This window comes from Aeromonas sp. R5-1 (genome assembly GCF_040908265.1).
GTDB classification, from domain to species: domain Bacteria; phylum Pseudomonadota; class Gammaproteobacteria; order Enterobacterales; family Aeromonadaceae; genus Aeromonas; species Aeromonas caviae.
The window spans coordinates 40,626-64,851 of the sequence record NZ_JBFODJ010000060.1; the positions used below are offsets into that span (position 1 = coordinate 40,626).

The following is a 24,226-nucleotide window of genomic DNA, read 5'->3' on the forward strand; positions in this document are numbered from 1 at the left end:
ATTGCGCCCGTTTTTGCCGGGAACCCCCTCCCCTGATGCCCTTGCCGTGCCCTTTTCCGGGCAAGGAACCTGAAGGTCTTTCCTATCGCTTGCGCGGGCTCTGCTTGTCCAGCTCATGCAGATAGTCGAGCTTCTGGGCTATCTGCTTCTCAAGCCCCCGCTCGGTGGGCTGATAGTACTGCTTGCCGGCAAGCTCCGGGGGGAAGTACTGCTCGCCGGCCGCATAGGCCCCCGGCTCGTCGTGGGCGTAGCGATACTCGGCGCCGTAGCCCAGCTCGCTCATCAGCTTGGTCGGTGCATTGCGAAGGTGCGGCGGCACCTCGAAGTCCGGCAGGTTCTTGGCGTCGTGAAGCGCCGCCTTCCAGGCGGTGTAGACCGCATTGCTCTTGGGGGCGCAGGCGAGGTAGACGATGGCCTGGGCGATGGCCCGCTCCCCTTCCGCCGGGCCGATGCGATGGAAGCAGTCCCAGGCCGAGAGCGCCACCTGCATGGCACGGGGATCGGCGTTGCCCACGTCTTCCGAGGCAATGGCCAGCAAGCGGCGGGCGATGTAGAGGGGATCGCAGCCGGCGCTCACCATGCGGGCATACCAGTAGAGGGCCGCATCCGGTGCCGAGCCGCGAATGGACTTGTGCACCGCCGAGATGAGGTCGTAGAAGTGATCGCCGCCCTTGTCGAAACGGGCCACGTGCTCCCCCACCACGGCGGCGAGCAGGGTACTGTCGATCACCCGCGCCCCTGAGCTGTCGGCCTCGGCCATGTCGGCCAGGAGCTCCAGATAGTTCAGAGACTTGCGCCCGTCCCCGTCCACGGCTTTCGCCAGCGCCTCCTTGGCCCCGGGGGCAAAGCGCAGGCTAGGGTCATTGAGCCCGCGAGCATCCTGCATCGCCTGATCGATCATGGCGAGGATGTCCTGCTCCTCCAGCCTCTTGAGCAGATAGACCCGGGCCCGGGAGAGCAGCGCATTGTTGAGCTCGAACGAGGGGTTCTCGGTGGTGGCGCCGATGAAGGTGATGGTGCCGTCTTCGATGTGGGGCAGGAAGACATCCTGCTGGCTCTTGTTGAAGCGGTGGACTTCATCCACGAACAGGATGGTGCGCACCCCGCGCCACCCGTTCTCCTTCGCCTTGTCGAGGGCGGTGCGGATCTCCTTGATGCCGGAGGTGACCGCCGAGAGCCGCTCCACCTCCGCCTGGCAGTAGTGGGCAACCAGTTCTGCCAGCGTGGTCTTGCCGGTGCCGGGGGGCCCCCAGAGGATCATGGAGTGGCAGTGCCCCGCCAGGATCGCTTTTCGCAGGGGCTTGTCCGGCCCCAGGATATGCTGCTGGCCGATGTACTGCTCGAGGGTTTGCGGCCGCATCCGGGCCGCCAGCGGACGAAAGTCCGAGGAGAAATCCAGGGATAAATTGCTCATCTGCATTGACCTTGCATCTGACCGGTCGTCCATGACGCCCGGTCAGACGATAACGCCGGTAACGGCTGGCTCATCAGCGCTGGTCGTCCAGCTCGACCCCCTTCGGGATCTTGAAGACAAATTCGTTGCCCTTGAGCACCGGCTTGCGGTTGAAGCTGCTCAGGGTGAACTCGCTCCACTGGCCCTGGGCCTCTTTCACGTCGAAGCGACTGATGTTGTTCTGACGGTCGAAGGTGATGCGAAAGGAGGCGATCAGCTCGTCCTTGTTGCGGCTGGTGACGGTATAGACATCCCCTTCCTGGGTCACGTCATAGTTCTTCCAGAGGCTGTTGTCGTTGCCCGCGATGAGCACGAAGGGGGTGTTGAGCACCGCATCCTTCATCTTGAGAGCGGTGACCTGCTCGACGAAGGGGTCGTACACCCACACATCCTTGCCATCGGCCACGATCAGGCTCTCGTCCGGGGAGGTAGTGTGCCAGTTGAAGCGGTTGGGTCGCTGCACCAGCAGGGAGCCGCTCGCCTTTTGCAGCTCCTTGCCCTTGCTGTCATAAACGGTCTGGGCAAACGTCGCGGAGAAGACATTGACGGAGGAGAGCTTCTCCTTGAGATCACTGGCCGCATCGGCCCATACCTGGCTGCTGGCGACCAGCAGAATGGAACCCATCAACAGTTGTTTTTTCATCAGGCTCTTCATAGGGAGGTTCTCGATAAAAGGCCACGCCCGCAGAGGGCATGGCCAGAATGATACAGGAGTTAGGCTTAGTCACGAACCGGCGGCGGTGCCAGCACGTCGCGCTGGCCGTTGCCGCCCGGGGCGCTGACGATGCCCTGGTTTTCCATCTGCTCGATGAGACGGGCCGCCCGGTTGTAACCGATCTTGAACTTGCGCTGGACGCTGGAGGTGGAGCCACGGCGGGATTCCACCACGAAGGCCACCGCCTCGTCGAACAGGGGATCGAGCTCTTCATCGCCGCCCCCGCCGAAGTCGCCACCGCCGCCCTCGCCGTCCGACTCGCCGGAGAGGATCTCGTCGATGTAATCCGGCTCGCCACGCAGTTTCCAGTCCGCCACCACCTTGTGTACCTCGTGGTCATCGACGAAGGCACCGTGGACACGGGTGGGGTTGGAGGTGCCGGCAGGCATGTAGAGCATGTCACCCATGCCGAGCAGGGATTCGGCGCCCCCCTGGTCCAGGATGGTGCGCGAATCGATCTTGCTCGACACCTGGAAGGAGATACGGGTCGGGATGTTGGCCTTGATGAGACCGGTAATGACATCCACCGACGGACGCTGGGTCGCGAGGATAAGGTGAATACCGGCCGCCCGTGCCTTCTGGGCGATACGGGCGATAAGCTCCTCCACCTTCTTGCCGACGATCATCATCATGTCGGCGAACTCGTCCACCACCACCACGATGTGGGGCAGTTTTTCCAGCTCCGGCGGCATCTGATCCATGGAGTCACCCGGACGCCACAGGGGGTCGACCAAGGGATCCCCCGCCTCGATGGCGGCCAACACCTTGTCGTTGTACCCCTTGAGGTTGCGCACCCCGACCGCGGACATCAGCTTGTAACGACGCTCCATCTCGCCTACGCACCAGCGCAGGGCGTTGGCGGCATCCTTCATGTCGGTGACCACCTCGGTCAGCAGATGCGGAATGCCTTCATAGACCGAGAGCTCCAGCATCTTGGGGTCGATCATGATGAAGCGCAGATCCTCGGGGGAGGATTTGTAGAGCATGGAGATGATCATGGTGTTCACCCCCACCGACTTGCCCGAGCCCGTGGTACCGGCCACCAGCAGGTGGGGCATCTTGGCGAGGTTCACCACCACGGGTTCCCCCGCGATGTCCTGACCCAGCCCCATGGTGAGCGGATTGCGGCTGGCCGCGAACGCCTCGCAGTCGAGGGTCTCCCGCAGGTAGACGGTCTGGCGTACCCGGTTGGGCAGCTCGATCCCGACGAACGTCTTGCCCGGGATCACTTCCACCACCCGCACGCTGCTGGCAGAGAGAGAACGGGCGAGATCCCGGGAAAGATTGGTGATCTTGCTCGCCTTCATGCCCGGCGCCAGGTCCAGTTCGAAGCGGGTAATGACGGGACCGGGATAGACGCCCACCACCTTGGCCTGCACGTTGTAATCGGCGAGCTTCGCCTCCACCAGCCGGCCCATGCGCTCCAGCTCGTCCTTGCTCATCATCTGGGTCTTGGCGGGCGGCCTGTCCAGCAGATCGATGCTCGGCAAAGGGGCCAGACCGGGCTGGGGACGGCGCTTGGCTTTCACCGGCGCAGCGGCAACGGGAGCATCGGGTTCGTCATCCCCCTCCGCCCAGGGCAAGTCGAGGTCATCTTCTTCCTGGCGCACGGCAGGACGCGGACGGCCATTGGCCACGCGCTTGCCCTTGGCGGCAGGCGCCGGAGCCTCGTCCTCTTCGTCGTCAAACTGCGGATCGAACTGGAAGGTGTCTTCGTCAAGCTCCGGCAGCCATTCGTCAGCTTTTGTCTTTTGAGCGCGATTCTTCGCCTTGGGGTTGCGTGTCCAGCTGCCGTGGGGGTCTTCGTCATCCTCTTCCTGATCGAAGCTGCCCACGCCCCCTTCCAGCAGGGGATCCGGCCCCTCATAGCGGGGCTGGCGCCAACCACCGGTGAGCCAGCGGCCCAGGGTGGTGGGGAAATGGTAGATGGCGCTGACTGAGCCGGTGCAGGCGGCACCGATGCGCTCGACGATGGTGAGCCAGGACCAGCCGGTAAAGAGGGTGATGCCGGTCGCCACGAAGCAGAGCAGCATCAGGTTGGCCCCCACGCCGCCAAAGAGCGGCACCACGGCTGAGGCGATCACATCCCCCACCAGGCCGCCGGCGGAAAAGTTCTGCAAGTCGTTGAAGTTCATGCTGGCGATGGCGGACATGCCAAGCACCGTCAGCACGAAGCCGATGATCCGTACCGACAGGGTGAGGTAATCCACTTCCAGCAGCTTGCTCGGGCGCCAGAACAGGCTCCAGCCAAGCAGCACCACCAGAGGGGGCACCAGATAGGAGAAGGCCCCGAAGGTAAACATGGTGATGTCGGCGAGCCAGGCACCTGCGCTGCCCGCGAGGTTCTTCACCTCCCCTTGCCAGGAGGTTTGCGACCAGCCGGGATCGGCGGGATGGTAGGTCAGCAGGGCAAGCAAAAGATAGGCAGCCATCAGGGTGATGGCGATCAAGACGGCCTCGAAGATCCGTTGTGTACCTGATAAAGGAGTAAACAGCTTTTTATCGGCCAAACTCCGGCTCCTTTGTGAAAACATGAATGCGGGGATAGGGGGCCTAGTATCCCTGAAAAGCCCACCGATTGTCAGCCAGTGCCTGAGGGCGGGCCTGAAACTCTCTATAAGAAGAAACGAGCGGACCGGCCGCTCGTTTCTGACTATCGTGACTCGTCATGGAACTTGCAAGTCACAGCACAACCCCGCTTATCGGGTGCTGATCACCAGACGACTGCTCTGTTTGACCTCTTCCATCACCACGTAGGTGCGGGTGTCGTTGACGCCCGGCAGACGCAGCAGGGTTTCACCCAGCAGGCGGCGGTAAGCGGACATGTCGCTGACGCGGGTCTTGAGCAGATAGTCGAAATCACCGGACACCAGATGGCACTCCTGGATCTCTTCGAGCACCTGAACAGCCTTGTTGAACTGCTCGAACACATCGGGGGCGCCACGATTGAGGGTAATTTCCACGAACACCAGCAGAGACGCGTCCAGATAATGAGGGTTCAGAATGGCGGCATATCCTTCGATATACCCTTGTCGCTCCAGGCGACGAACCCGTTCCAGACACGGTGTGGGACTCAGGCCAACTCGTTTGGACAACTCAACGTTCGAAATCCTGCCATCCTTTTGCAGTTCATTCAGAATGTTGCGGTCAATCCTGTCCAAATCCTTTAGCCGACTCTTAGCTTCCATCATTTAATTCCATCCTTTGGCTATTTTTTGGTAAGAATCACCAGTCATTTTATAATAATGGTCACAAATCCTGTCAATACCTGAATATACTAGGCGCAAATGTCGCTTAACATCTAGGCAACATAAACCACCAATCGATAGACGAGGGATAGCATGATTATCGGTGTACCTAAGGAAATAAAAAACCATGAATATCGCGTAGGCATGGTTCCGGCCAGTGTACGTGAACTGACAGCACGAAACCATACTGTTTTCGTCCAAAGCGGCGCAGGAAATGGCATTGGGTTCAGTGACGCAGATTATCTGGCTGCCGGAGCCGAGATCCTAGCCTCCGCTGCCGAAGTTTTCGCCAAGGCGGAGATGATCGTCAAGGTCAAGGAACCCCAGGCAGTGGAACGGGCCATGCTGCGTCCCGGCCAGACCCTCTTTACCTATCTGCATCTGGCGCCGGACCTGGCCCAGACCCAGGATCTCATCGACAGTGGTGCCGTCTGCATCGCCTATGAAACCGTCACAGACGGTCGTGGCGGTCTGCCCCTGCTGGCCCCCATGTCGGAAGTGGCCGGACGCATGTCTATTCAGGCCGGAGCCCAGGCACTGGAGAAATCCCGTGGCGGCAGCGGCGTGCTGCTCGGCGGTGTGCCCGGTGTGGAACCGGCCAAGGTGGTGATCATCGGTGGTGGTGTGGTGGGCTCCAACGCAGCCCGCATGGCCGTCGGCCTGCGTGCCGACGTCACCATCCTCGACAACAACGTCGATACCCTGCGCCGTCTCGACAGCGAGTTCCAAGGGGCTGCCAAGGTGGTCTACTCCAACCGCGAGACCCTGGAGCGCCATCTGCTGGCGGCGGACCTGGTCATCGGCGGCGTGCTGGTACCTGGCGCCACTGCGCCAAAACTTGTCAGCCGTGACCACATTGCTCGCATGAAACCCGGTGCAGCCATCGTGGACGTGGCCATCGACCAGGGCGGCTGTGTCGAGACCTCCCATGCCACCACCCATGAAGATCCCACCTTCATCGTCGACGAGGTGGTGCACTACTGCGTGGCCAACATGCCGGGTGCCGTGGCGCGGACCTCCACCGTGGCCCTGAACAACGCCACCCTCCCCTTCATCATCAAGCTGGCCGAACAGGGCTATCGCAACGCTCTGCTCGCCGATCCCCACCTGTTGCACGGCCTGAACGTGATGGCGGGCAAAATCACCTGCAAGGAGGTTGCCGTGGCCCACAACCTGGCTTACACGGATCCCCTGACCCTGCTGAACTGATCGCGTCCCTGCAAAGGGAGGTAGATGAGTGAAAATCCGCCCGCGATGGGCGGTTTTTTTATGCCTGCCATCCCCGGCTCACCCCTCTTGCTGGCGATTGCCCCAATCGATGCGCTGGCCTTTGACCACGGATCACGAATTACCTACAATCGCGCAAACTCATCACGTCTCGGAAATCACATCATGAGCCAAGTCACTCACAGCAAACTGCTGATCCTGGGATCCGGTCCGGCAGGTTACACTGCGGCCGTCTATGCCGCTCGCGCCAACCTCAATCCCCTGCTCATCACCGGCATGCAGCAAGGTGGTCAGCTGACCACCACCACCGAAGTGGAAAACTGGCCAGGGGACGCGGAAGGGCTGACCGGCCCGGCCCTGATGGAGCGCATGAAAGAGCATGCAGAGAAGTTCGATACCCGCATCCTCTTTGATCATATCAATGAAGTGACGCTGACCGAGCGTCCCTTCCGCCTCAAGGGGGACAACGGTGAATACACCTGCGATGCGCTGATCCTCGCCACCGGTGCCTCCGCCAAATATCTGGGTCTGCCCTCCGAAGAGGCTTTCAAGGGCCGCGGCGTCTCCGCCTGCGCCACCTGTGACGGCTTCTTCTACCGCAATCAGGAAGTGGCAGTGGTCGGCGGCGGCAACACCGCCGTGGAAGAGGCACTCTATCTGGCCAACATCGCCAAAAAGGTGCACCTCATCCATCGCCGCGACGAGTTCCGCGCCGAGAAGATCCTGATCAAGCGCCTCAACGACAAGGTCGAGAGCGGCAATATCGTCCTGCACACCCATCAGACCCTGGACGAAGTACTGGGTGACGACATGGGCGTCACCGGCGTGCGCCTGCGCAGCACCCGGGATGACACCACCTCCGAGCTGCCGCTGATGGGGGTCTTCATCGCCATCGGTCACCAGCCCAACACCCAGATCTTCGAAGGGCAGCTGGCGATGGAAAACGGCTATCTGAAAGTGCGTGGCGGACTGGAAGGGTTCGCAACCCAGACCAGCATCCCGGGCGTGTTCGCCGCCGGCGACGTGGCCGACCACGTCTACCGCCAGGCGATCACCTCCGCAGGGACCGGCTGCATGGCCGCCCTCGATGCTGAGCGATATCTGGACGCACAATAATCGGAAGGATATAAAGGGCATGCCAGTTGGCATGCCCTTTTTTATTGCAAGGAGCAGGATGAAACGAAAAATAATGATAGTGGAAGACAGCCTGACGGTACGCCGCATGCTGACCCAGGCCATTGCGCAGCAGACCGGGCTGGAAATCGACGCGTTCGATACCCTTGAAGGGGCTCGCGATTGCCATGGGGAAGATTATGTGGTCGCCCTGGTGGATCTCACCCTGCCGGACGCCCCCGGCGGAGAGGCTGTCAACGTGCTGAGGGAGCGTGGGCTGCCGGTGGTGATCCTGACGGCCGACATCAGCGAAGAGAAGCGGGAAGCCTGGCTGGAGGCCGGGGTGCTGGACTACGTGATGAAGGATTCACGTCACTCCCTGCAATATGCTGTCGGTCTGGTGCACCGCCTCTACCTCAACCAGGCCATCGAAGTCTTGGTGGTCGACGATTCACGCACCTCCCGTCACCGTACCGCGGCCCAGTTGCGCAAGCAGTTGTTGCAGGTGCACGAGGCCAATTCTGCCCGCGATGCGCTGGCGCAGCTCGAGCAGCACCCCGCCATTCGCCTGATGCTGGTGGACTACTACATGCCGGAGATCGACGGCATCAGCCTGGTGCGAATGCTGCGCGAGCGCTACAGCAAGCAGCAGCTCGCCATCATCGGCATCTCGGTATCGGACAAACACGGCCTCTCGGCACGCTACCTCAAGCAAGGGGCGAATGATTTTCTCAATCAGCCCTTTGAACCCGAGGAGCTGCAGTGCCGGGTCAGCCACAACCTGGAGGCCCTTGAGCAGTTCAACAACATCCAGGAATCGGCCAACCGAGACTACCTGACCGGACTTTACAACAGACGCTACTGGTTCAACGAGGGTCAAAAGTGGTTCGAGGAGCATCAGCGCCATCAGGCGCAGCTCTCCCTGTGCGTGCTCGATGTGGATCACTTCAAGCAGGTCAATGATCACTGGGGGCATGCCATCGGCGATCAGCTGCTCTGTCATCTGGCCAGGCTGCTCACCCAGTTCTTCCCGGATGCCATGATAGCCCGATTCGGTGGTGAAGAATTTGCCCTGATGGTGCCCCACTGCCCCGTTCCCGTGCTGCTCAAGCGACTGGAAGGGCTTCGTCTGCAAATGCGCCAGCAACCGCTGTCCCGGGAGATATCGCTCTTTGTACGCGCCAGTTTCGGCGTCATCAATGTCGGGCGGCTCTCCATGGACGAGGCGCTGAGCGAGGCAGATCGCCAGTTGTATCAGGCAAAGAATACCGGGCGAGACAAGATAGTCTGTCAGGACGTCTGAGCAAGCATCAGCAGAGGCACTCCGTGTAGTACCGCCCGGCGCCCCTTGTGTGGCGGCCGCCGGGTCAATCCCTTCTTCACCGTTCAATAGGTCTTGTCGACCCGCACCCCATCGCTGAAATAGAGGATGCGCACCTTGTCGCCCTGCGCAAAGACCATGGCCGGATCGTAATCCTGGATCACGTTGATGAGCCCGTTCTGCTCGTTGCGGATCAGCAGCTCCACCAGCTTGTTCTCCACCACGCTGCCCCCTGACTGAAACTGCTGCACCGCCGCCGCTCCCGCCAGCGCTCCGACCGCAGTGGCAATCTCCCGCCCGTGCCCACCGCCAAACTGGTTGCCGAGCAGCCCGCCAAGCACGGCCCCTCCCAGCGTTTTCCAGCCGGAATGCTCTGATTCCACCATCTGGCGCTGGGTGATGTTGCGCACCGCATCCACCTGGCCGAAGACCACCTGCTCCACCGGACGCGCCGTGTTGCGTTCATACACCGCACTCCAGGCCGGCGCCGTGACAAAGCCAAGCAAGCTGGATACTATCAGGATAATGGCCTTCATCTATGAACCTCTGCCTTATGTCTCGCTATCTTACCGAACTGGATGATGAGCTGTGCTGGTTTCCCTCCCCCAGCCATGCGCTGGAAGAGCCCAACGGGCTGCTCGCGATTGGGGGAGATCTCTCCCCCGCTCGATTGCTGGCAGCTTACCACAGCGGGATCTTTCCGTGGAATGAACCCCATCAGCCACTGCTGTGGTGGTCACCGGACCCCAGGGGAGTCATCGTGCCCGAGGAACTCCACATCGGCCGCAGCCTGCAGAAGTGTTTGCGCCGCACACCCTTCGAGATTTACATCAATCGCGCCTTTGATGACGTCATTGCAGCCTGCGCCGCCCCCCGTCGCACCGCCAGCGGCACCTGGATAAGTGCCCCCATGATCGACGCCTATCGGTGCCTTCATCGCCTCGGTCATGCCCACTCCATCGAAATCTGGCAGGATGATCAGTTGCAGGCAGGCCTCTATGGCCTCTCCCTGGGCCGACTCTTTTGTGGTGAATCCATGTTCAGCCGCATCGACAATGGCGCCAAACTGGCCATGGTGGCCCTCTGTCGCCACTTTGCAGGGCACGGCGGTGCCCTCATCGACTGCCAGATGCAAAACGACTTTCTGGCCACGCTGGGTGTCCAGGAGTGGCCAAGGCAGCGCTTTCTGGCCACCCTGGCCACCCTGACCCGGCAATCGTTGCAAGAGGGATGCTGGCAACCGAGGAGAATCAGCCTATGAGTGAAGAAGTGATCCTCAAGGTCGGGCTGACCCCCAGGCACCCGTGCAGCTACCTCGGTCACGAGCAGGAGCAGTTGCTGGTCCTGATGGACCATGAACTGCTCAACGCCGCCGGGTACGAACGGCTGCTGACGGCAGGATTCCGGCGCAGTGGCAACGACATCTATCGTCCTCACTGTCCCGCCTGCAGCGCCTGCCAATCCTTGCGCATACACAGTGAACGCTTCATCCCGAGCCGTGGGCAGAAGCGCATCCGCCAGTTGAACCGGGATCTCGAGCTCGTGCTGAGCTATGACGACAAGCCCGAGTATTACCAGCTCTATGAACGCTATATCCGTGAGCGTCATCGGGATGGCAGCATGTATCCACCGAGCCGGACCCAATACAAGGGGTTCCTGCACTGCGACTGGATGCCCCCCCTCTATCTGGAGATGCGCAAGGAGGGACGCCTCATCGGCGTGGCCACCACGGATCTGCTTCCCCACTCTCTGAGCGCCATGTACACCTTCTTCGACCCCGACTATGCCGACCGGTCGCTCGGCACCTTCGCCATCCTGAGCCAGTTGGAACTGGCCAGACGTACCGGTCGTCAGTGGCTCTATCTGGGGTATCTGGTGGAGGAGTGCCGCAAGATGAATTACAAGCGCCAATACCTGCCCCATGAGCTGCTGGTACAGGGCGAATGGAAAAAAATCGACACCAAGCCCGAGTAAACTTTACACATAGCCTTAAATCCGGCATGATCCAGCGGTTTTTTGTTGTGGCTTATCAAGAGGATTCAATGGCTAAAGAAGACAGTATTGAGATGCAGGGTACCATTCTCGAAACCTTGCCCAATACCATGTTCCGTGTGGAACTGGAAAATGGTCACGTGGTTATCGCTCATATTTCCGGCAAGATGCGCAAAAACTACATCCGTATCCTGACTGGGGACAAAGTAACGGTGGCTCTGACTCCGTACGATCTCTCCAAGGGACGTATTGTTTTCCGCTCTCGCTAAGCCAGGAATTCAGCAAAAAACCCCAGCCTCTCGGTTGGGGTTTTTTGTCATTTCCGGCCTTGCTCACAGTCAGTGAGAGACAGCTTCAACGTTGACCTGAAAATCAAAGCTGAGGCTGTTGTTCACCAGTTCGACCTTCACAATGCCGCCATCGACCAGGGAACCGAACAGGATCTCGTTGGCCAGGGGCTTCTTGAGGTGCTCCTGAATGACCCGGCCCATGGGTCTTGCTCCCATTGCCCTGTCATACCCTTTCTCTGCCAACCAGTGGCGCGCCTCTTCAGACACCTCCAGTGAAACGCCCTTGGCATCCAGCTGAACCTGCAGCTCGACGATGAACTTGTCGACCACCTGATGGATCACTCCCATGTCGAGATGGTTGAACCAGATGGTGTGATCGAGCCGGTTGCGGAACTCCGGACTGAACGTCTTGTTGATCACCGCCATGGCATCATGGCTCATGTCCTGCTGCTGGAAGCCGATGGACTTGCGCTGGGTCTCCTGAACCCCTGCGTTGGTGGTCATCACCAGGATCACATTGCGAAAATCTGCCTTGCGCCCGTTGTTGTCCGTCAGGGTACCGTTGTCCATCACCTGCAGCAGCAAGTTGAAGACATCCGGGTGCGCCTTCTCGATCTCGTCAAGCAGCACGACGGAGTGCGGATGCTTGAGGACGGAGTCGGTCAACAGCCCTCCCTGTTCGAATCCCACGTAACCGGGAGGAGCCCCGATCAACCGGGACACGGTATGGCGTTCCATGTATTCCGACATATCAAATCGCAATACCTCGACCCCGAGCGCCTTGCCCAGTTGCTGGGTCACTTCGGTCTTGCCCACCCCGGTCGGGCCGGCAAACAGGAAGCAGCCCACAGGTCGGCGTTCGTTGCCAAGCCCTGAACGTGACAACCGAATGGCATCGGTCAGCACCTCGATGGCCTTGTCCTGCCCGAACACCACCATCTTGAGATTGCGCTCCAGATTCTTCAGCACCTCCTTGTCGGAGGAGGAGACAGATTTCTCGGGAATACGAGCAATCTTGGCAACAATGGCCTCGATTTCCGGCACATTGATCACCTTCTTGCGCTTGCTGACGGGCAAGAGGCGTTGCCCTGCACCCGCTTCGTCGATGACGTCGATGGCCTTGTCAGGCAGATGGCGATCATTGATGTACTTGGCGGAAAGCTCCACCGCCGCCCGGATCGCCTTGACGGTATAACGCACGCCATGGTGAGACTCATAACGGCTCTTGAGTCCCATCAGAATGCGAGTGGTGTCGTCTACTGTGGGTTCGACGATGTCGATCTTCTGGAAGCGACGAGCCAGAGCCCTGTCCTTCTCGAAGATCTGGGCATATTCCTGGTAGGTGGTGGAGCCCACGCAGCGCAGCAAACCATTGGAGAGCAGCGGTTTGATGAGGTTGGCCGCATCCAGCTGGCCACCGGAAGCCGCACCAGCGCCAATGATGGTGTGGATTTCGTCGATGAAGAGGATGGCCCCTTCCTGACGTTCGATCTGCTTGAGCAGCACCTTGAGGCGCTTCTCGAAGTCACCACGATACTTGGTGCCCGCCAGCAGGGAGCCCATGTCCAGGGAGTAGATGGTGCTACCCGCAATCACCTCGGGCACATCCCCCTTGACGATACGGTAGGCAAGCCCTTCGGCGATGGCGGTCTTGCCCACCCCGGCTTCCCCGACCAGCAAGGGGTTGTTCTTGCGACGGCGGCACAATACCTGAATGGTGCGATTGAGCTCCTGATCACGGCCGATGAGCGGATCGATGCGCCCCTCCAGCACCAGCTGGTTGAGGTTGGTGGCAAAGCTTTCTATCTGGGCAGAGGATACCTCGTCATCAGATTCCGCATTGTTGCCACCACTCTCGGGCTTGTTGTCCTTGCGCACCCCGTGGGACAGGAAGTTCACCACATCCAGGCGGCTTATTTCGGCTTTTTTCAGGAAGTAGGCGGCCTGGGACTCTTGTTCGCTGAAGATGGCGACCAGGACATTGGCACCGCTCACCTCGGTATTGCCGGACGACTGGACATGGAAGACGGCACGTTGCAGCACGCGCTGGAAGCCCAGCGTCGGCTGGGTTTCCCTGTCTTCGTCGTCACGGGGGATGAGCGGGGTCGTTTGATTGATGAAGGCGCGGATCTCTTTGCGCATCTGTTCCACATCCGCACCACATGAACTCAGCGCCTCATGGGCTGAGCTGTTATCCAGCAGGGCCAACAACAGGTGCTCGACGGTCATGAATTCGTGGCGCTCGTCACGGGCCAGCTTGAAAGCCTCGTTCAGCGTCTTTTCTAGATCTTTGTTCAACATAGGCACCTCCCCTCAGTACAGCAACAATGCGGTGTCGTTATCGCCATCAAGTCATCAGATTCAAGCCTTTTCCATGGTACATAGCAGTGGATGTTCGTTGTTACGTGAATAGGTGTTGACCTGGACCACTTTGGTCTCGGCAATCTCGGCGGTAAATGTGCCGCAGACCCCCTTACCACTATAATGCACGCTCAGCATCACCTGAGTGGCCTTCTCCAGATCCATACCAAAGAACCTTTGCAGCACCTCCACCACGAACTCCATCGGTGTGTAGTCGTCGTTGTTCAGGACGACCTTGTACATGGGTGGCGGTTGCAGCTTCGTTTTCTCTGCCTCTGCAATCTCTTCATTAGCAAAGAGTTCTTTCTGCTTGCTCATAGTTGCGCTTTGGTACCTCTAGATTACTACCGTGTCGCTCAAGATTGTCAATAGACTTGTTAACCAGATCACATCGGTTGTTAACAACTTCTTGACTCGCTTAAAAGTTGGACTAGATTGGTTACTTGCTAATCGGCGCCCGTCTGCTACGGGGTCATGCCCTAGTTATATAAGGCTGGCGCAGGTTACTCAACGACTTCAGGGTAATCAATAAAAGGATGTAGATGTATGGCAACCGGAACAGTCAAGTGGTTCAACAACGCAAAAGGATTTGGGTTTATCTGTCCGGAAGGCGGTGGTGAAGACATCTTCGCTCACTACTCCACGATTCAAATGGAAGGTTACAAGACCTTGAAAGCAGGTCAGGCAGTCAACTTTGAACTGCAGCAGGGGCCGAAAGGAAATCATGCCTCTGTCATCGTGCCAAACGAAGCACAGAACATCTAAGAGTCAAACTGGATAAATTAAAAAGCGGCATCCCAAGGGATGCCGCTTTTTTATGGACAGGCACGAAGAGGGGAACAAGAAAGGCCAAGCCTTCCCTGTTCCCTGCTGCCGCTACCTCAGCGGGCCAGCAGGATGTTCAGCATACGACGCAGCGGCTCGGCGGCGCCCCACAGCAGTTGGTCACCCACGGTAAAGGCGGCCAGGTACTCCGGGCCCATATTGAGCTTGCGCAGACGACCGACCGGGATGCTGAGGGTGCCGGTGACGGCGGCCGGGGTCAGCTCGCGGGCGGTGATGTCGCGATCGTTGGGGATCACCTTGACCCAGTCGTTGTGGGCGGCCAGCAGAGCTTCGATCTCGGCCAGCGGCACATCCTTTTTCAGCTTGATGGTGAAGGCCTGGCTGTGGCAGCGCAGGGCCCCGATCCGCACGCACAGACCATCCACCGGGATAGCGGCGTTTTCGATACCCAGGATCTTGTTGGTCTCGGCCTGGCCCTTCCACTCTTCACGGCTCTGGCCGTTGTCGAGCTTGGTGTCGATCCAGGGAATGAGGCCACCGGCCAGTGGCACGCCGAAATTATCCACCGGCAGGGTGCCGGAGCGGGTCTTCTCGGTGATCTTGCGCTCGATGTCGAGGATGGCGGAGGCGGGATCCGCCAGCTCCACCGCCACTTCATCCCGCAGCATGCCCATCTGGGTGACCAGCTCGCGCATATGGCGGGCACCACCACCGGAGGCCGCCTGATAGGTGGCCACGCTCACCCACTCCACCAGATCGGCCTTGAACAGGCCACCCAGGGCCAGCAGCATCAGGCTGACGGTGCAGTTGCCGCCAACGAAGGTCTTGATGCCGTTGTTCAGGGCATCTTCAATGACGTCGCCGTTGACCGGATCCAGAATGATAACGGCGTCCTTCTCCATGCGCAGGGAGGAGGCGGCATCAATCCAGTAGCCCTGCCAGCCGGCGGCTTTCAGACGCGGATAAACATCCTTGGTGTAGTCGCCGCCCTGGGCGGTGATGATGACGTCCTGTGCGGCCAGCGCCTCGAGATCGAAGGCGTCCTGCAAGGTGCCGGCATCGACACCAAAATTGGGGGCGGCCTCACCGGCCTGGGAGGTGGTGAAGAAGGTGGGTTGAATGCGGGCAAAATCCTTCTCTTCCTGCATCCGGCTCATCAAGACCGAACCCACCATGCCACGCCAACCGACCAAACCTACTTTTTTCATAATGTCCTACCCTGGATAGCTGCTTATAGAAATCGTGTGTGGTACCCGTGACCCCTGCCTTGGCGCCAGCCGTTTACAAGGGATTCACAATATATGAGTTGCAAAAAATGCGTCTGTCCACATTACGGATTGTGACGGCGGGCGCAAGTCGAATTGCGCAATATTCTGTGCCATTCGCTGCAATATCCGTCGGCCTGGCCGACCTGCGGGCAGCCGGTTGGCATCCTGCCTCCAGTTGGGGCATCATTGAGACCAACCGGCAGCCCCGCTGCCCCTCGGGGACGGCCCCGAGGCCTCCTGATACGCAGGGACGACCCTGCTTCCTGCGGAATCTGCCTTATGTCCTGGTTGCTATTGCTGTTGGCCGGCCTTTTCGAGGTCGCCTGGGCCATCGGCCTCAAATACACCGACGGTTTCAGCCGTCCCCTCCCCACCCTGCTGACCCTGATCGCCATGGCCGTGAGCGTGCTGCTGCTCGCCATGGCGGTCAAACAGCTGCCCCTTGGCACCGCCTATGCGGTCTGGACCGGCATCGGCGCGGTCGGCACCGTGCTGATGGGGATCTGGCTGTTCAACGAACCGGCCACCCTGGCCCGGGTGCTCTGCCTGCTGCTGATCATCGGCGGGATCCTGGGTCTGAAATTCATCGGTTAGGCGCGCTGAAAGGGCCGGGTACACCGGCCCCGACGTGGCAAGCTCCAGGGGGCGATGTCAGCCCGGCGTGTTGCGGTGTTCCTCTGCTTGCTGATGTGTTCGCAGACGGTGGGTAAAGGCGGGTGGCACAGACGTGGCATGGCGAGCAAGATCCGCCCCATGACCGCCCGGGCGAGCATGAGGCGCCTCCTTTTATCTTTTCGTCTGCTCCTTCAATCACTCCACCAGCGTCTGCTCGATGCGGGCCCCAGGCATCATCTGCGTGAGACCAGCAATCAGCCTGTCACCGGCCTCCCACAAGGCCGTGCGTGGCATCGGCGGCAGACACTCCAGAATGAACCACATCCGGGGGGAAGAGAGGCTCAGGCGAGTGCGGATCCCCTGGCGCCAGTTCCAGCGGCGACAGGTGACGCCGAGATCGTCCCGCCACACCACCTCTCCGGGAGCCGGTACCTCCTGGGTTGGCAGCCCTTCTTTGAGGGTGTCAAAGCATTCGCTGCCATCGGCAATCACCAGGCGCGGCGTCCCCACATAGGCCGCCAGATCCTCCCCGCCCACGGGAATGGCATACTCGATGCTGATGGCGTTGTAGAGATCGACCACGGGATCGATGGCGGGCAAGACGCCATCACGCAGCACCCGCTTGCGCAGTGCCTGGGCCGAGCAGGGCGTGCGGGCAGGCTTGGCGCCAAACCCCTTGAATACCTGATCCCAGGCGGCCAGATGTTCAAGGGCCCAGGGGGCCTCGTCGGTGCCAAGGGCCGCACATGCCCGGGCCAGGGCCCGCTCCCCCACCAGAGTGTCAATCACGGGGGCGGCTTCCACCACGATGCTGAGGGCACAAAAGCCCGGCGCCAACCTGGCTATCTCGGGGTCGATACGGGGGATCATCGGGAACATTCAGCACTCCTGGTCAAGGCTCATCAAGACGGGGTGGCGGAACGGGCGCAGGCGCTCCCTCTTTTCCTCCCCCCACCAATGGTTGACGTCATGATGAAGGGCACAGGGTCATAATAAAATTTACTTTATCTTAATTGTGTTAAGTAAAACTGATGACCCAACCCTCTTTCCCATGAAAAATCACCGCCCCGCAGCGCACCGCCCGGCCCCACTACCACACCCCGCCCTTCCAATGCAGACCTGGGCAAGCCCACACCATTGCCCTGGCCGCTTTCCCCGTCACTCATGCTATTATCTGCGTCCAAACATGAGCCCATAAAATCAGGACATTGTGATGACCGACCACACTTTTATTCCCGGCAAGGACGCAGCGCTGGAAGACTCCATCGAACGCTTCCAGACCAAGCTGCAAGCCCTGGGGTTTGATATCGAAGAGGCCTCCTGGCTCAACCCCGTGCCCAACGTCTGGTCCGTGCACATCCGGGACAAGGAGTGCGCCCTCTGCTTCACCAACGGCAAGGGTGCCAGCAAGAAGGCGGCGCTCGCCTCCGCCCTTGGCGAGTATTTCGAGCGTCTCTCCACCAACTACTTCTTCGCCGATTTCTACCTGGGCGAGCAGGTCGCCAATGGCGACTTCGTCCACTACCCGAACGAGAAGTGGTTCCCCATCGAGGGGGATCAGCTGCCCGCCGGGCTGCTCGACTCCTTCACCCGCAAGTTCTACAACCCGGACGGGGAAGTGACCGCCGACATGCTGGTGGACCTGCAATCCGGCAACGAGGAACGCGGCATCGTCGCCCTGCCCTTCGAGCGCCAGTCTGATCACCAGACCGTCTACATCCCGATGAACATCGTCGGCAACCTGTATGTTTCCAACGGCATGAGCGCCGGCAACACCCGCACCGAAGCCCGCACCCAGGGGCTGTCGGAGGTGTTCGAGCGCCACGTGAAGAACAAGATCATCGCCGAGGCCATCAGCCTGCCCCAGATCCCGGGCGAGGTCATCGCCCGTTACCCCGGCATCAAGGCGTCCATCGATGCACTGGAGGCCGAAGGCTTCCCCATCTACAGCTTCGATGCCTCCCTCGGCGGCCGTTATCCGGTCATCTGCGTGGTGCTGCTCAACCCGAGCAACGGCACCTGCTTTGCCTCCTTCGGCGCCCACCCGCGCTTCGAGGTCGCCTTCGAGCGCACCGTCACCGAACTGCTGCAAGGGCGCAGTCTCAAGGATCTGGACGTCTTCGTGCCGCCGTCGTTCGACAACGAGCAGGTGGCGGATCACCACAACCTGGAGACCCACTTCATCGACTCCTCCGGCCTCATCAGCTGGGATCTGTTCAAGGAAGAGTCCGACTTCGAGTTTGCCGACTGGGACTTCCGTGGCACCTCGCAAGAGGAGTTCGACCACCTGATCGGCATCTTCCACGAGCTGGAGCAGCCGGTCTACATCGCCGACTACGAGCACCTGGGTGTCTACGCCTGCCGTATCCTGGTGCCCGGCATGTCCGACATCTATCCGGTGGAAGATCTGCTGCTGGCCAACAACACCATGGGGGCCCACCTGCGGGAGACCATCCTGGCGCTGCCGGCGCTCGAGTGGGACGCAGAGCAGTACATGGCCCTGTTCGACCAGCTGGATGAAGAGGGTCACGACGAGCGGACCCGGGTGCGCGAGCTGCTCGGCATCGCCGCCGCCAAGGGCACTGCCCTGCACACCCTGCGCGTCGGTGAGCTCAAAGCCATGCTGGCGCTGGCCGCAGGCGACCTGGAGAGCGCCCTCGACCTCATCGACTGGACCATGGAGTTCAACCAGTCGGTGTTCCCGGCGGATCGGGCCGCTTACTACCGCGCCCTGCGCGCCTGCGTCGAGCTTTTCCTCGACGAGGAACGCGACCCCGAGCAGTACCGCCCGGTGTTCGCCCGCATGTTCGGGGAAGAGACCCTGGCGCAGGCGTGGGCCAACGCCCGCGGCGAGGCGCGCTTCCACGGTCTGGATGCCGCCGATCTCTCCCTCTCCCAGTTCCCGCTGCACCAGAAACTGCTGGCCGCTTACGAGAAATTGCAAAAAGCCAAACGAATCCATACCTGGAACTGATATGCTAGCGTGACGAAGGGGCCTTATGGCCCCTTCTGTTTTATGGTCTACGCTTTGGCTGGCCGTGCCACAAAGATGAAATAAAAGACAAAAAATACCTCTTAGGGGGTTGTTAATTTGGCACTCATGGTGCAGTGCGGCTGCACAGGTGCCTTGCCGGTACGTTTTTCAGGGTGTCCTTTATAAGTTCTTAAAAATCATAAAATTAATAACAGACTCATTTCTGTTTCACCTGAAACCTGGTGTAAAGAAACGCTTCCGGATGGTGAAAAATCCTGTAGTAAAATTACATTCACAATCTGTAATTCTTGATCGGAGTCAATTTTGGGGATCAGCCCCTTTGTTATGATTTCCACAGGCAAAATATGCAGGTACTGAGAATTGAAAGCAGAATCTCCCTTTGATTGTCTGAAGCCCGAAGCCATCGCCGCCTTGGCCGAAGACATTACCTATGCCAAGGCCACCAAGCCCGCATACAAGGTCATTCCCCTGGCCATCACCGCTGGCGCCTTCATCGCCATCGCCTTCGTCTTCTATATCACCGTCACCACGGGCTCAAGCGGCATGGCCTGGGGCATGTCCAAGCTGGTGGGCGGCATCTGCTTCTCCCTCGGTCTCATCCTCTGCGTCCTGCTCGGCGCCGAACTGTTCACCTCCACTACCCTCACCCTGGTAGCCAAGGCGGCGAATCGCATCAGCTGGGCCCAGCTGCTCAAGAACTGGGGACTGGTCTACTTCGGCAACCTCATCGGCGGTCTCATCATCGTCGGCCTCATCATCATGTCGGCGGAATACACGGCAGCGGATGGCCAGTGGGGGCTGAACGCCATGAAAGTGGCCCAGCACAAGATCCATCACACCTTCTTCGAGGCCGTGGCCCTTGGCATCCTCTGCAACCTCATGGTGTGTCTCGCCGTGTGGATGGCCTTCGGCGCCCGCAGCGCCACCGACAAGGTGATGGTGATGCTGCTTCCCGTCGCCATGTTCGTGGCCTCCGGTTTTGAGCACAGCATTGCAAACATGTTTATGATCCCGGTCGGTATCGCCATCCACAGCGTCGCGAGCCCGGAATTCTGGCAGGCCATCGGCCAGGATCCGGCGACCTTTGCCGACCTGACCGTGTCCAACTTCGTCCTGCACAACCTCATCCCTGTCACCATCGGTAATATCATTGGTGGTGGCGTCATGGTTGGGCTGACTTACTGGTTTATCTTCCGTCGCCATCATTAAGGATGGCGGCAGACACATAAATACCTTGAGAGGTAATGAAAATGGCAGAACTTAACGAACAGTTCCAAAAAGCATGGGAAGGCTTCGCAGCCGGTGAATGGCAGACCTCTGTCAACACCCGTGACTTCATCCAGAAGAACTACACCCCGTATGAAGGTGACGAGTCCTTCCTGGCTGGCGCGACCGAAGCCACCACCAAGCTGTGGGACAAGGTCATGGAAGGCATCAAGATCGAGAACCGCACTCACGCGCCGGTCGATTTTGATACCGACCTGCCCTCCACCATTACCGCTCACGATGCCGGCTATATCGACCAGAGCCTGGAGCAAATCGTTGGTCTGCAGACCGACAAACCGCTCAAGCGCGCCATCATCGCCAACGGCGGTATCAAGATGGTCAAGACCTCTTGCGAAGTGTACGGTCGCCAGCTTGACCCCATGGTCGAGAAGATCTTCACCGAGTACCGCAAGACTCACAACCAGGGCGTGTTCGACGTCTACACCAAAGACATCCTGAACTGCCGCAAGTCCGGCGTCATCACCGGTCTGCCGGATGCCTACGGCCGTGGCCGTATCATCGGTGACTACCGTCGTGTTGCCCTGTACGGTATCGACTTCCTGATGGCCGACAAACTGGCTCAGTTCAAGTCCCTGCAGGCTGACCTGGAAAACGGTGTCAACCTGGAAGCCACCATCCGTCTGCGCGAAGAGATCTCCGAGCAGCACCGTGCCCTGGCCCAGATGAAGGTGATGGCTGCCAAATATGGCTGCGACATCTCCGTACCGGCCAAAAACGCCAAAGAAGCCGTACAGTGGACCTACTTCGCCTACCTGGCGGCGGTCAAGTCCCAGAACGGCGCGGCCATGTCCTTCGGTCGTACCTCCAGCTTCCTGGACATCTACATCGAGCGTGACCTGCAGAAAGGCCTGATCACCGAGCAAGAAGCCCAGGAGCTGATGGACCACATGGTCATGAAGCTGCGTATGGTTCGCTTCCTGCGTACCCCGGAATACGATTCACTGTTCTCCGGCGACCCGATGTGGGCGACCGAGACCCTGGCCGGTATGGGCGTTGACGGCCGTACCCTGGTCACCAAGAACAGCTTCCGTATGCTGAACACCCTGTACACCATGGGCCCGTCCCCTGAGCCGAACCTGACCATCCTGTGGTCCGAGAAGCTGCCGGTCGGTTTCAAGAAGTACTGCGCCAAGGTATCCATCGAGACCTCTTCCGTTCAGTACGAGAACGACGACCTGATGCGTCCGGACTTCAACAACGATGACTACGCCATCGCTTGCTGTGTGTCCCCGATGATCGTCGGCAAACAGATGCAGTTCTTCGGTGCCCGTGCCAACCTGGCCAAGACCATGCTGTATGCAATCAACGGCGGTATGGACGAGAAGCTCAAGATCCAGGTCGGTCCGAAGACCGAAATGGTCACCTCCGAGTACCTCGATTACAACGACGTGATGGACAGACTGGATCACTTCATGGACTGGCTGGCCAAGCAGTATGTCGCCGCCCTGAACATCATCCACTACATGCACGACAAGTACAGCTACGAAGCCTCCCTGATGGCGCTGCACGACCGTGACGTCTATCGCACCATGGCTTGCGGCATCGCGGGTCTGTCCGTAGCCGCTGATTCCCTGTCTGCCATCAAGTACGCCAAGGTCAAGCCGGTACGTGATGCCGATGGCGTCTCCATCGACTTCGAAATCGACGGCGAGTACCCGCAGTTCGGCAACAACGACGCTCGCGTCGATGACATCGCCTGCGACCTGGTTGAGCGCTTCATGAAGAAGATTCAGAAGCTGAACACCTACCGTGGTGCCGTGGCTACCCAGTCCGTGCTGACCATCACCTCCAACGTGGTGTACGGCAAGAAGACCGGTAACACCCCGGATGGTCGTCGCGCCGGTGCGCCGTTCGGCCCGGGTGCCAACCCGATGCACGGTCGTGATCAGAAGGGTGCCGTTGCTTCCCTGACTTCCGTTGCCAAGCTGCCGTTCGCCTACGCCAAAGATGGTATCTCCTATACCTTCTCCATCGTGCCGAATGCCCTGGGCAAAGACATGGAAGCCCAGAAAGCCAACCTGGCCGGCCTGATGGATGGTTACTTCCACCACGAAGCCAACCTGGAAGGTGGTCAGCACTTGAACGTCAACGTGATGAACCGTGAAATGCTGCTGGACGCCATGGAAAACCCGGAGAAATATCCGCAGTTGACCATCCGCGTATCCGGTTATGCCGTTCGCTTCAACTCCTTGACCAAGGAGCAACAGCAAGACGTCATCACCCGTACCTTCACCGCTTCTCTGTAATAGCGTCTCGGTGAACAAAAACCGGCGCCCAGGCGCCGGTTTTTTTATGGCTGTTTGGCAGTGTGCAAGCCGCTTCCCACCTCCCAGGCCGGCTGGTGTAATGACCCAGCCGTTCCTGCACAACTAAGCGGCTTCGGCATAGGCCTGCGCCGGTGTTTTCATCTTTAGCGCCTGGTGAGGACGCTTCTGGTTGTAAAACTGGATCCAGTCGCCAATCACCCGACTGGCATGCTGCAAGGTCTCGAACCTCTGCCGATGGGCACACTGCTCCTTGAGCGTTCTGATCACCCGCTCGACCATGCCGTTTTGTTCCGGCGTGTACGGCGTGATGAACTCCTGCTGCAACCCATAGCTCTTCACCAGTGCTGTGTAGTTGCGGCTGGTAAACACCAACCCATTGTCGCTACGTAACAAAAACGGCGATGCAACTCGTCCCAAGCTGCCGAAGCGAGCAATTAAGGCTTGCTCCAGCGCTGCCTCGGCCGTTTTCGATTTACCACTGCGCGAGAGATGCCATCCCAGTAGTTCACGGGTATGGCAATCAATCACCAGCGCCAAGGAACACCAGCCATCGCGACCAGCCCAGATCCGGCATAGGTCCGTCGCCCAGCGTTGGTTGGGCGCTGAGGCCACCGAAGGCAGGGCCTGGATCCGGGGGCGAAACCCAACCGGACGCTTGCGAACTTGCCAGCCCTTGAGCTGGAAGATGCGCTGTACCGTGTTCTTGTTGAACCCCAACAGGGCTGCAACCGTCCGGTAACCGAACGATGGGTTCTCCTCAATCATGTTTTTGATCGGGGTGACCAGATGCTCCTGAAGCTTGGGCGCGGCCTTGACGCTGCGGTAGTACCAACTACGACGCGGCAGGCCAAACCAGCGGCAGAGCTTGCTGACGGAGACATCAATACCTTCTGCGCGTAATCCCTGCTGAACATCGGCGACTATCTGTCGTCCTCGCCCAGCAGGGAGGCCAGCTTTTTTCTGGCGCGTAACTCCAGCATGGCCTCGCCATAAGCTTCCTGGAGTTCCTTGAGCTGCTTCTCGTACTGCTCGCGAATATCCAGTGGCTTGGCCCGTAAGGCGTTTTCCATGCCCCGTTTGGCGTCATCTACCCATTCTTCAATCTCGGAGGGCGGCAAATCAAAGGCTCGAGCCGCTTCGGCGACGGTGGTCTTGCCCTGAATGATTTCCATGACCAAGGCGGACTTGCGCTTGGCCGTCCAACGTTTGATTTCTTCATCCATCGTGATGCTCATGTCTGTGATCTCCACTCATTATGACCTGAGCAGGATTTCAGTGGGTCATTACA

22 protein-coding genes are annotated in these 24,226 nt (G+C 59.6%); 11 read left to right on the forward strand and 11 right to left on the reverse strand.

All coding sequences use genetic code 11. The features are described from left to right. Positions 1-82: 82 nt before the first annotated feature. The 4 genes from AB5Y64_RS09490 to lrp form a co-directional block, all read right to left on the reverse strand. The gene (locus AB5Y64_RS09490; RefSeq protein WP_368203684.1) at positions 83-1,420 is read right to left on the reverse strand and encodes a replication-associated recombination protein A; all 1,338 of its coding nucleotides are present in this window, start codon (positions 1,418-1,420) and stop codon (positions 83-85) included. Between the two features lie 67 nt (positions 1,421-1,487). Then, positions 1,488-2,096, reverse strand: a complete 609-nt coding sequence (gene lolA / locus AB5Y64_RS09495; protein WP_039039163.1) for an outer membrane lipoprotein chaperone LolA — start codon at positions 2,094-2,096, stop codon at positions 1,488-1,490. Between the two features lie 77 nt (positions 2,097-2,173). Then, entirely contained in the window at positions 2,174-4,678 is a 2,505-nt protein-coding gene (locus AB5Y64_RS09500; protein WP_041211364.1) for a DNA translocase FtsK, read from the reverse strand. Between the two features lie 189 nt (positions 4,679-4,867). Beyond that, on the reverse strand, positions 4,868-5,359 hold the full coding sequence (gene lrp, locus AB5Y64_RS09505) for a leucine-responsive transcriptional regulator Lrp (RefSeq protein ID WP_005300047.1): 492 nt from the start codon (positions 5,357-5,359) through the stop codon (positions 4,868-4,870). 150 nt (positions 5,360-5,509) lie between these two features. On the opposite strand from lrp, the gene ald reads away from it, so the two are divergent. From ald to AB5Y64_RS09520, 3 genes are all read left to right on the forward strand, one after another. Further along, positions 5,510-6,625 (forward strand): alanine dehydrogenase, encoded by a 1,116-nt coding sequence (gene ald / locus AB5Y64_RS09510; protein WP_010674517.1) that lies wholly within the window; start codon positions 5,510-5,512, stop codon positions 6,623-6,625. A gap of 183 nt (positions 6,626-6,808) precedes the next feature. Further along, positions 6,809-7,759: a thioredoxin-disulfide reductase gene (trxB, locus tag AB5Y64_RS09515; RefSeq protein WP_010674516.1), complete on the forward strand. Its 951-nt coding sequence runs from the start codon at positions 6,809-6,811 to the stop codon at positions 7,757-7,759. Positions 7,760-7,817: 58 nt separating this feature from the next. After that, complete coding sequence (locus AB5Y64_RS09520; RefSeq protein ID WP_029314438.1) at positions 7,818-9,059, forward strand: diguanylate cyclase; 1,242 nt, start codon at positions 7,818-7,820, stop codon at positions 9,057-9,059. A gap of 83 nt (positions 9,060-9,142) precedes the next feature. On the opposite strand, the gene AB5Y64_RS09525 is transcribed toward AB5Y64_RS09520, so the two are convergent. After that, positions 9,143-9,613 carry a glycine zipper 2TM domain-containing protein gene (locus tag AB5Y64_RS09525; protein ID WP_041211363.1) on the reverse strand — a complete coding sequence of 157 codons (471 nt, stop codon included), beginning with the start codon at positions 9,611-9,613 and terminating at the stop codon, positions 9,143-9,145. A gap of 17 nt (positions 9,614-9,630) precedes the next feature. Here AB5Y64_RS09525 and aat point away from each other — a divergent pair, with 17 nt between their 5' ends. The 3 genes from aat to infA all read left to right on the forward strand — a co-directional run bounded on the left by aat (position 9,631) and on the right by infA (position 11,338). Continuing rightward, positions 9,631-10,338: a leucyl/phenylalanyl-tRNA--protein transferase gene (aat, locus tag AB5Y64_RS09530; protein ID WP_103244646.1), complete on the forward strand. Its 708-nt coding sequence runs from the start codon at positions 9,631-9,633 to the stop codon at positions 10,336-10,338. After that, positions 10,335-11,051, forward strand: coding sequence for an arginyltransferase (locus tag AB5Y64_RS09535; RefSeq protein WP_045524744.1), 717 nt, complete (start codon positions 10,335-10,337; stop codon positions 11,049-11,051). The genes aat and AB5Y64_RS09535 overlap by 4 nt, the downstream gene beginning before the upstream one ends. A gap of 68 nt (positions 11,052-11,119) precedes the next feature. After that, complete coding sequence (gene infA / locus AB5Y64_RS09540) at positions 11,120-11,338, forward strand: translation initiation factor IF-1 (protein WP_005300033.1); 219 nt, start codon at positions 11,120-11,122, stop codon at positions 11,336-11,338. Positions 11,339-11,407: 69 nt separating this feature from the next. Here the strand turns inward: infA and clpA are convergent, their stop codons facing one another. Together clpA and clpS are read right to left on the reverse strand one after the other, a co-directional pair. Continuing rightward, entirely contained in the window at positions 11,408-13,660 is a 2,253-nt protein-coding gene (gene clpA, locus AB5Y64_RS09545) for an ATP-dependent Clp protease ATP-binding subunit ClpA (RefSeq protein WP_010674511.1), read from the reverse strand. A gap of 60 nt (positions 13,661-13,720) precedes the next feature. Beyond that, complete coding sequence (gene clpS, locus AB5Y64_RS09550; protein WP_005325410.1) at positions 13,721-14,038, reverse strand: ATP-dependent Clp protease adapter ClpS; 318 nt, start codon at positions 14,036-14,038, stop codon at positions 13,721-13,723. Between the two features lie 228 nt (positions 14,039-14,266). Between clpS and cspD the strand changes: the two genes are divergently transcribed. Continuing rightward, the gene (gene cspD, locus AB5Y64_RS09555) at positions 14,267-14,485 is read left to right on the forward strand and encodes a cold shock-like protein CspD (RefSeq protein WP_010674510.1); all 219 of its coding nucleotides are present in this window, start codon (positions 14,267-14,269) and stop codon (positions 14,483-14,485) included. A gap of 116 nt (positions 14,486-14,601) precedes the next feature. Here cspD and asd read toward each other — a convergent pair whose 3' ends face one another. Then, on the reverse strand, positions 14,602-15,714 hold the full coding sequence (gene asd / locus AB5Y64_RS09560) for an aspartate-semialdehyde dehydrogenase (RefSeq protein ID WP_042016283.1): 1,113 nt from the start codon (positions 15,712-15,714) through the stop codon (positions 14,602-14,604). A gap of 339 nt (positions 15,715-16,053) precedes the next feature. Between asd and sugE the strand changes: the two genes are divergently transcribed. Continuing rightward, positions 16,054-16,368: a quaternary ammonium compound efflux SMR transporter SugE gene (gene sugE, locus AB5Y64_RS09565; RefSeq protein ID WP_041211362.1), complete on the forward strand. Its 315-nt coding sequence runs from the start codon at positions 16,054-16,056 to the stop codon at positions 16,366-16,368. Positions 16,369-16,584: 216 nt separating this feature from the next. Here sugE and AB5Y64_RS09570 read toward each other — a convergent pair whose 3' ends face one another. Continuing rightward, positions 16,585-17,268: a B3/4 domain-containing protein gene (locus AB5Y64_RS09570; RefSeq protein ID WP_161469910.1), complete on the reverse strand. Its 684-nt coding sequence runs from the start codon at positions 17,266-17,268 to the stop codon at positions 16,585-16,587. Positions 17,269-17,602: 334 nt separating this feature from the next. Here AB5Y64_RS09570 and ycaO point away from each other — a divergent pair, with 334 nt between their 5' ends. The 3 genes from ycaO to pflB all read left to right on the forward strand — a co-directional run bounded on the left by ycaO (position 17,603) and on the right by pflB (position 22,917). Beyond that, entirely contained in the window at positions 17,603-19,363 is a 1,761-nt protein-coding gene (gene ycaO / locus AB5Y64_RS09575) for a 30S ribosomal protein S12 methylthiotransferase accessory factor YcaO (protein WP_161469911.1), read from the forward strand. 381 nt (positions 19,364-19,744) lie between these two features. Continuing rightward, positions 19,745-20,593, forward strand: a complete 849-nt coding sequence (gene focA / locus AB5Y64_RS09580; protein ID WP_010674505.1) for a formate transporter FocA — start codon at positions 19,745-19,747, stop codon at positions 20,591-20,593. Between the two features lie 41 nt (positions 20,594-20,634). Next, entirely contained in the window at positions 20,635-22,917 is a 2,283-nt protein-coding gene (pflB, locus tag AB5Y64_RS09585; protein ID WP_319902576.1) for a formate C-acetyltransferase, read from the forward strand. Between the two features lie 123 nt (positions 22,918-23,040). Here the strand turns inward: pflB and AB5Y64_RS09590 are convergent, their stop codons facing one another. Then, positions 23,041-23,862 carry an IS3 family transposase gene (locus AB5Y64_RS09590; RefSeq protein ID WP_039026397.1) on the reverse strand — a complete coding sequence of 274 codons (822 nt, stop codon included), beginning with the start codon at positions 23,860-23,862 and terminating at the stop codon, positions 23,041-23,043. Continuing rightward, positions 23,859-24,173, reverse strand: a complete 315-nt coding sequence (locus tag AB5Y64_RS09595) for a transposase (RefSeq protein WP_039026396.1) — start codon at positions 24,171-24,173, stop codon at positions 23,859-23,861. Before AB5Y64_RS09595 ends, AB5Y64_RS09590 begins: the two co-directional genes overlap by 4 nt. Positions 24,174-24,226: the final 53 nt, after the last annotated feature.

Coding starts and splice junctions, on each gene's coding strand:
- AB5Y64_RS09490 (WP_368203684.1), bottom strand. CDS start 1,420: ATGCAGATGAGCAATTTATCCCTGGATTTCTCCTCGGACTTTCGTCCG.
- lolA (WP_039039163.1), bottom strand. CDS start 2,096: ATGAAAAAACAACTGTTGATGGGTTCCATTCTGCTGGTCGCCAGCAGC.
- lrp (WP_005300047.1), bottom strand. CDS start 5,359: ATGATGGAAGCTAAGAGTCGGCTAAAGGATTTGGACAGGATTGACCGC.
- ald (WP_010674517.1), top strand. CDS start 5,510: ATGATTATCGGTGTACCTAAGGAAATAAAAAACCATGAATATCGCGTA.
- trxB (WP_010674516.1), top strand. CDS start 6,809: ATGAGCCAAGTCACTCACAGCAAACTGCTGATCCTGGGATCCGGTCCG.
- AB5Y64_RS09520 (WP_029314438.1), top strand. CDS start 7,818: ATGAAACGAAAAATAATGATAGTGGAAGACAGCCTGACGGTACGCCGC.
- AB5Y64_RS09525 (WP_041211363.1), bottom strand. CDS start 9,613: ATGAAGGCCATTATCCTGATAGTATCCAGCTTGCTTGGCTTTGTCACG.
- aat (WP_103244646.1), top strand. CDS start 9,631: ATGTCTCGCTATCTTACCGAACTGGATGATGAGCTGTGCTGGTTTCCC.
- AB5Y64_RS09535 (WP_045524744.1), top strand. CDS start 10,335: ATGAGTGAAGAAGTGATCCTCAAGGTCGGGCTGACCCCCAGGCACCCG.
- infA (WP_005300033.1), top strand. CDS start 11,120: ATGGCTAAAGAAGACAGTATTGAGATGCAGGGTACCATTCTCGAAACC.
- clpA (WP_010674511.1), bottom strand. CDS start 13,660: ATGTTGAACAAAGATCTAGAAAAGACGCTGAACGAGGCTTTCAAGCTG.
- clpS (WP_005325410.1), bottom strand. CDS start 14,038: ATGAGCAAGCAGAAAGAACTCTTTGCTAATGAAGAGATTGCAGAGGCA.
- cspD (WP_010674510.1), top strand. CDS start 14,267: ATGGCAACCGGAACAGTCAAGTGGTTCAACAACGCAAAAGGATTTGGG.
- asd (WP_042016283.1), bottom strand. CDS start 15,714: ATGAAAAAAGTAGGTTTGGTCGGTTGGCGTGGCATGGTGGGTTCGGTC.
- sugE (WP_041211362.1), top strand. CDS start 16,054: ATGTCCTGGTTGCTATTGCTGTTGGCCGGCCTTTTCGAGGTCGCCTGG.
- AB5Y64_RS09570 (WP_161469910.1), bottom strand. CDS start 17,268: ATGTTCCCGATGATCCCCCGTATCGACCCCGAGATAGCCAGGTTGGCG.
- ycaO (WP_161469911.1), top strand. CDS start 17,603: ATGACCGACCACACTTTTATTCCCGGCAAGGACGCAGCGCTGGAAGAC.
- pflB (WP_319902576.1), top strand. CDS start 20,635: ATGGCAGAACTTAACGAACAGTTCCAAAAAGCATGGGAAGGCTTCGCA.
- AB5Y64_RS09595 (WP_039026396.1), bottom strand. CDS start 24,173: ATGAGCATCACGATGGATGAAGAAATCAAACGTTGGACGGCCAAGCGC.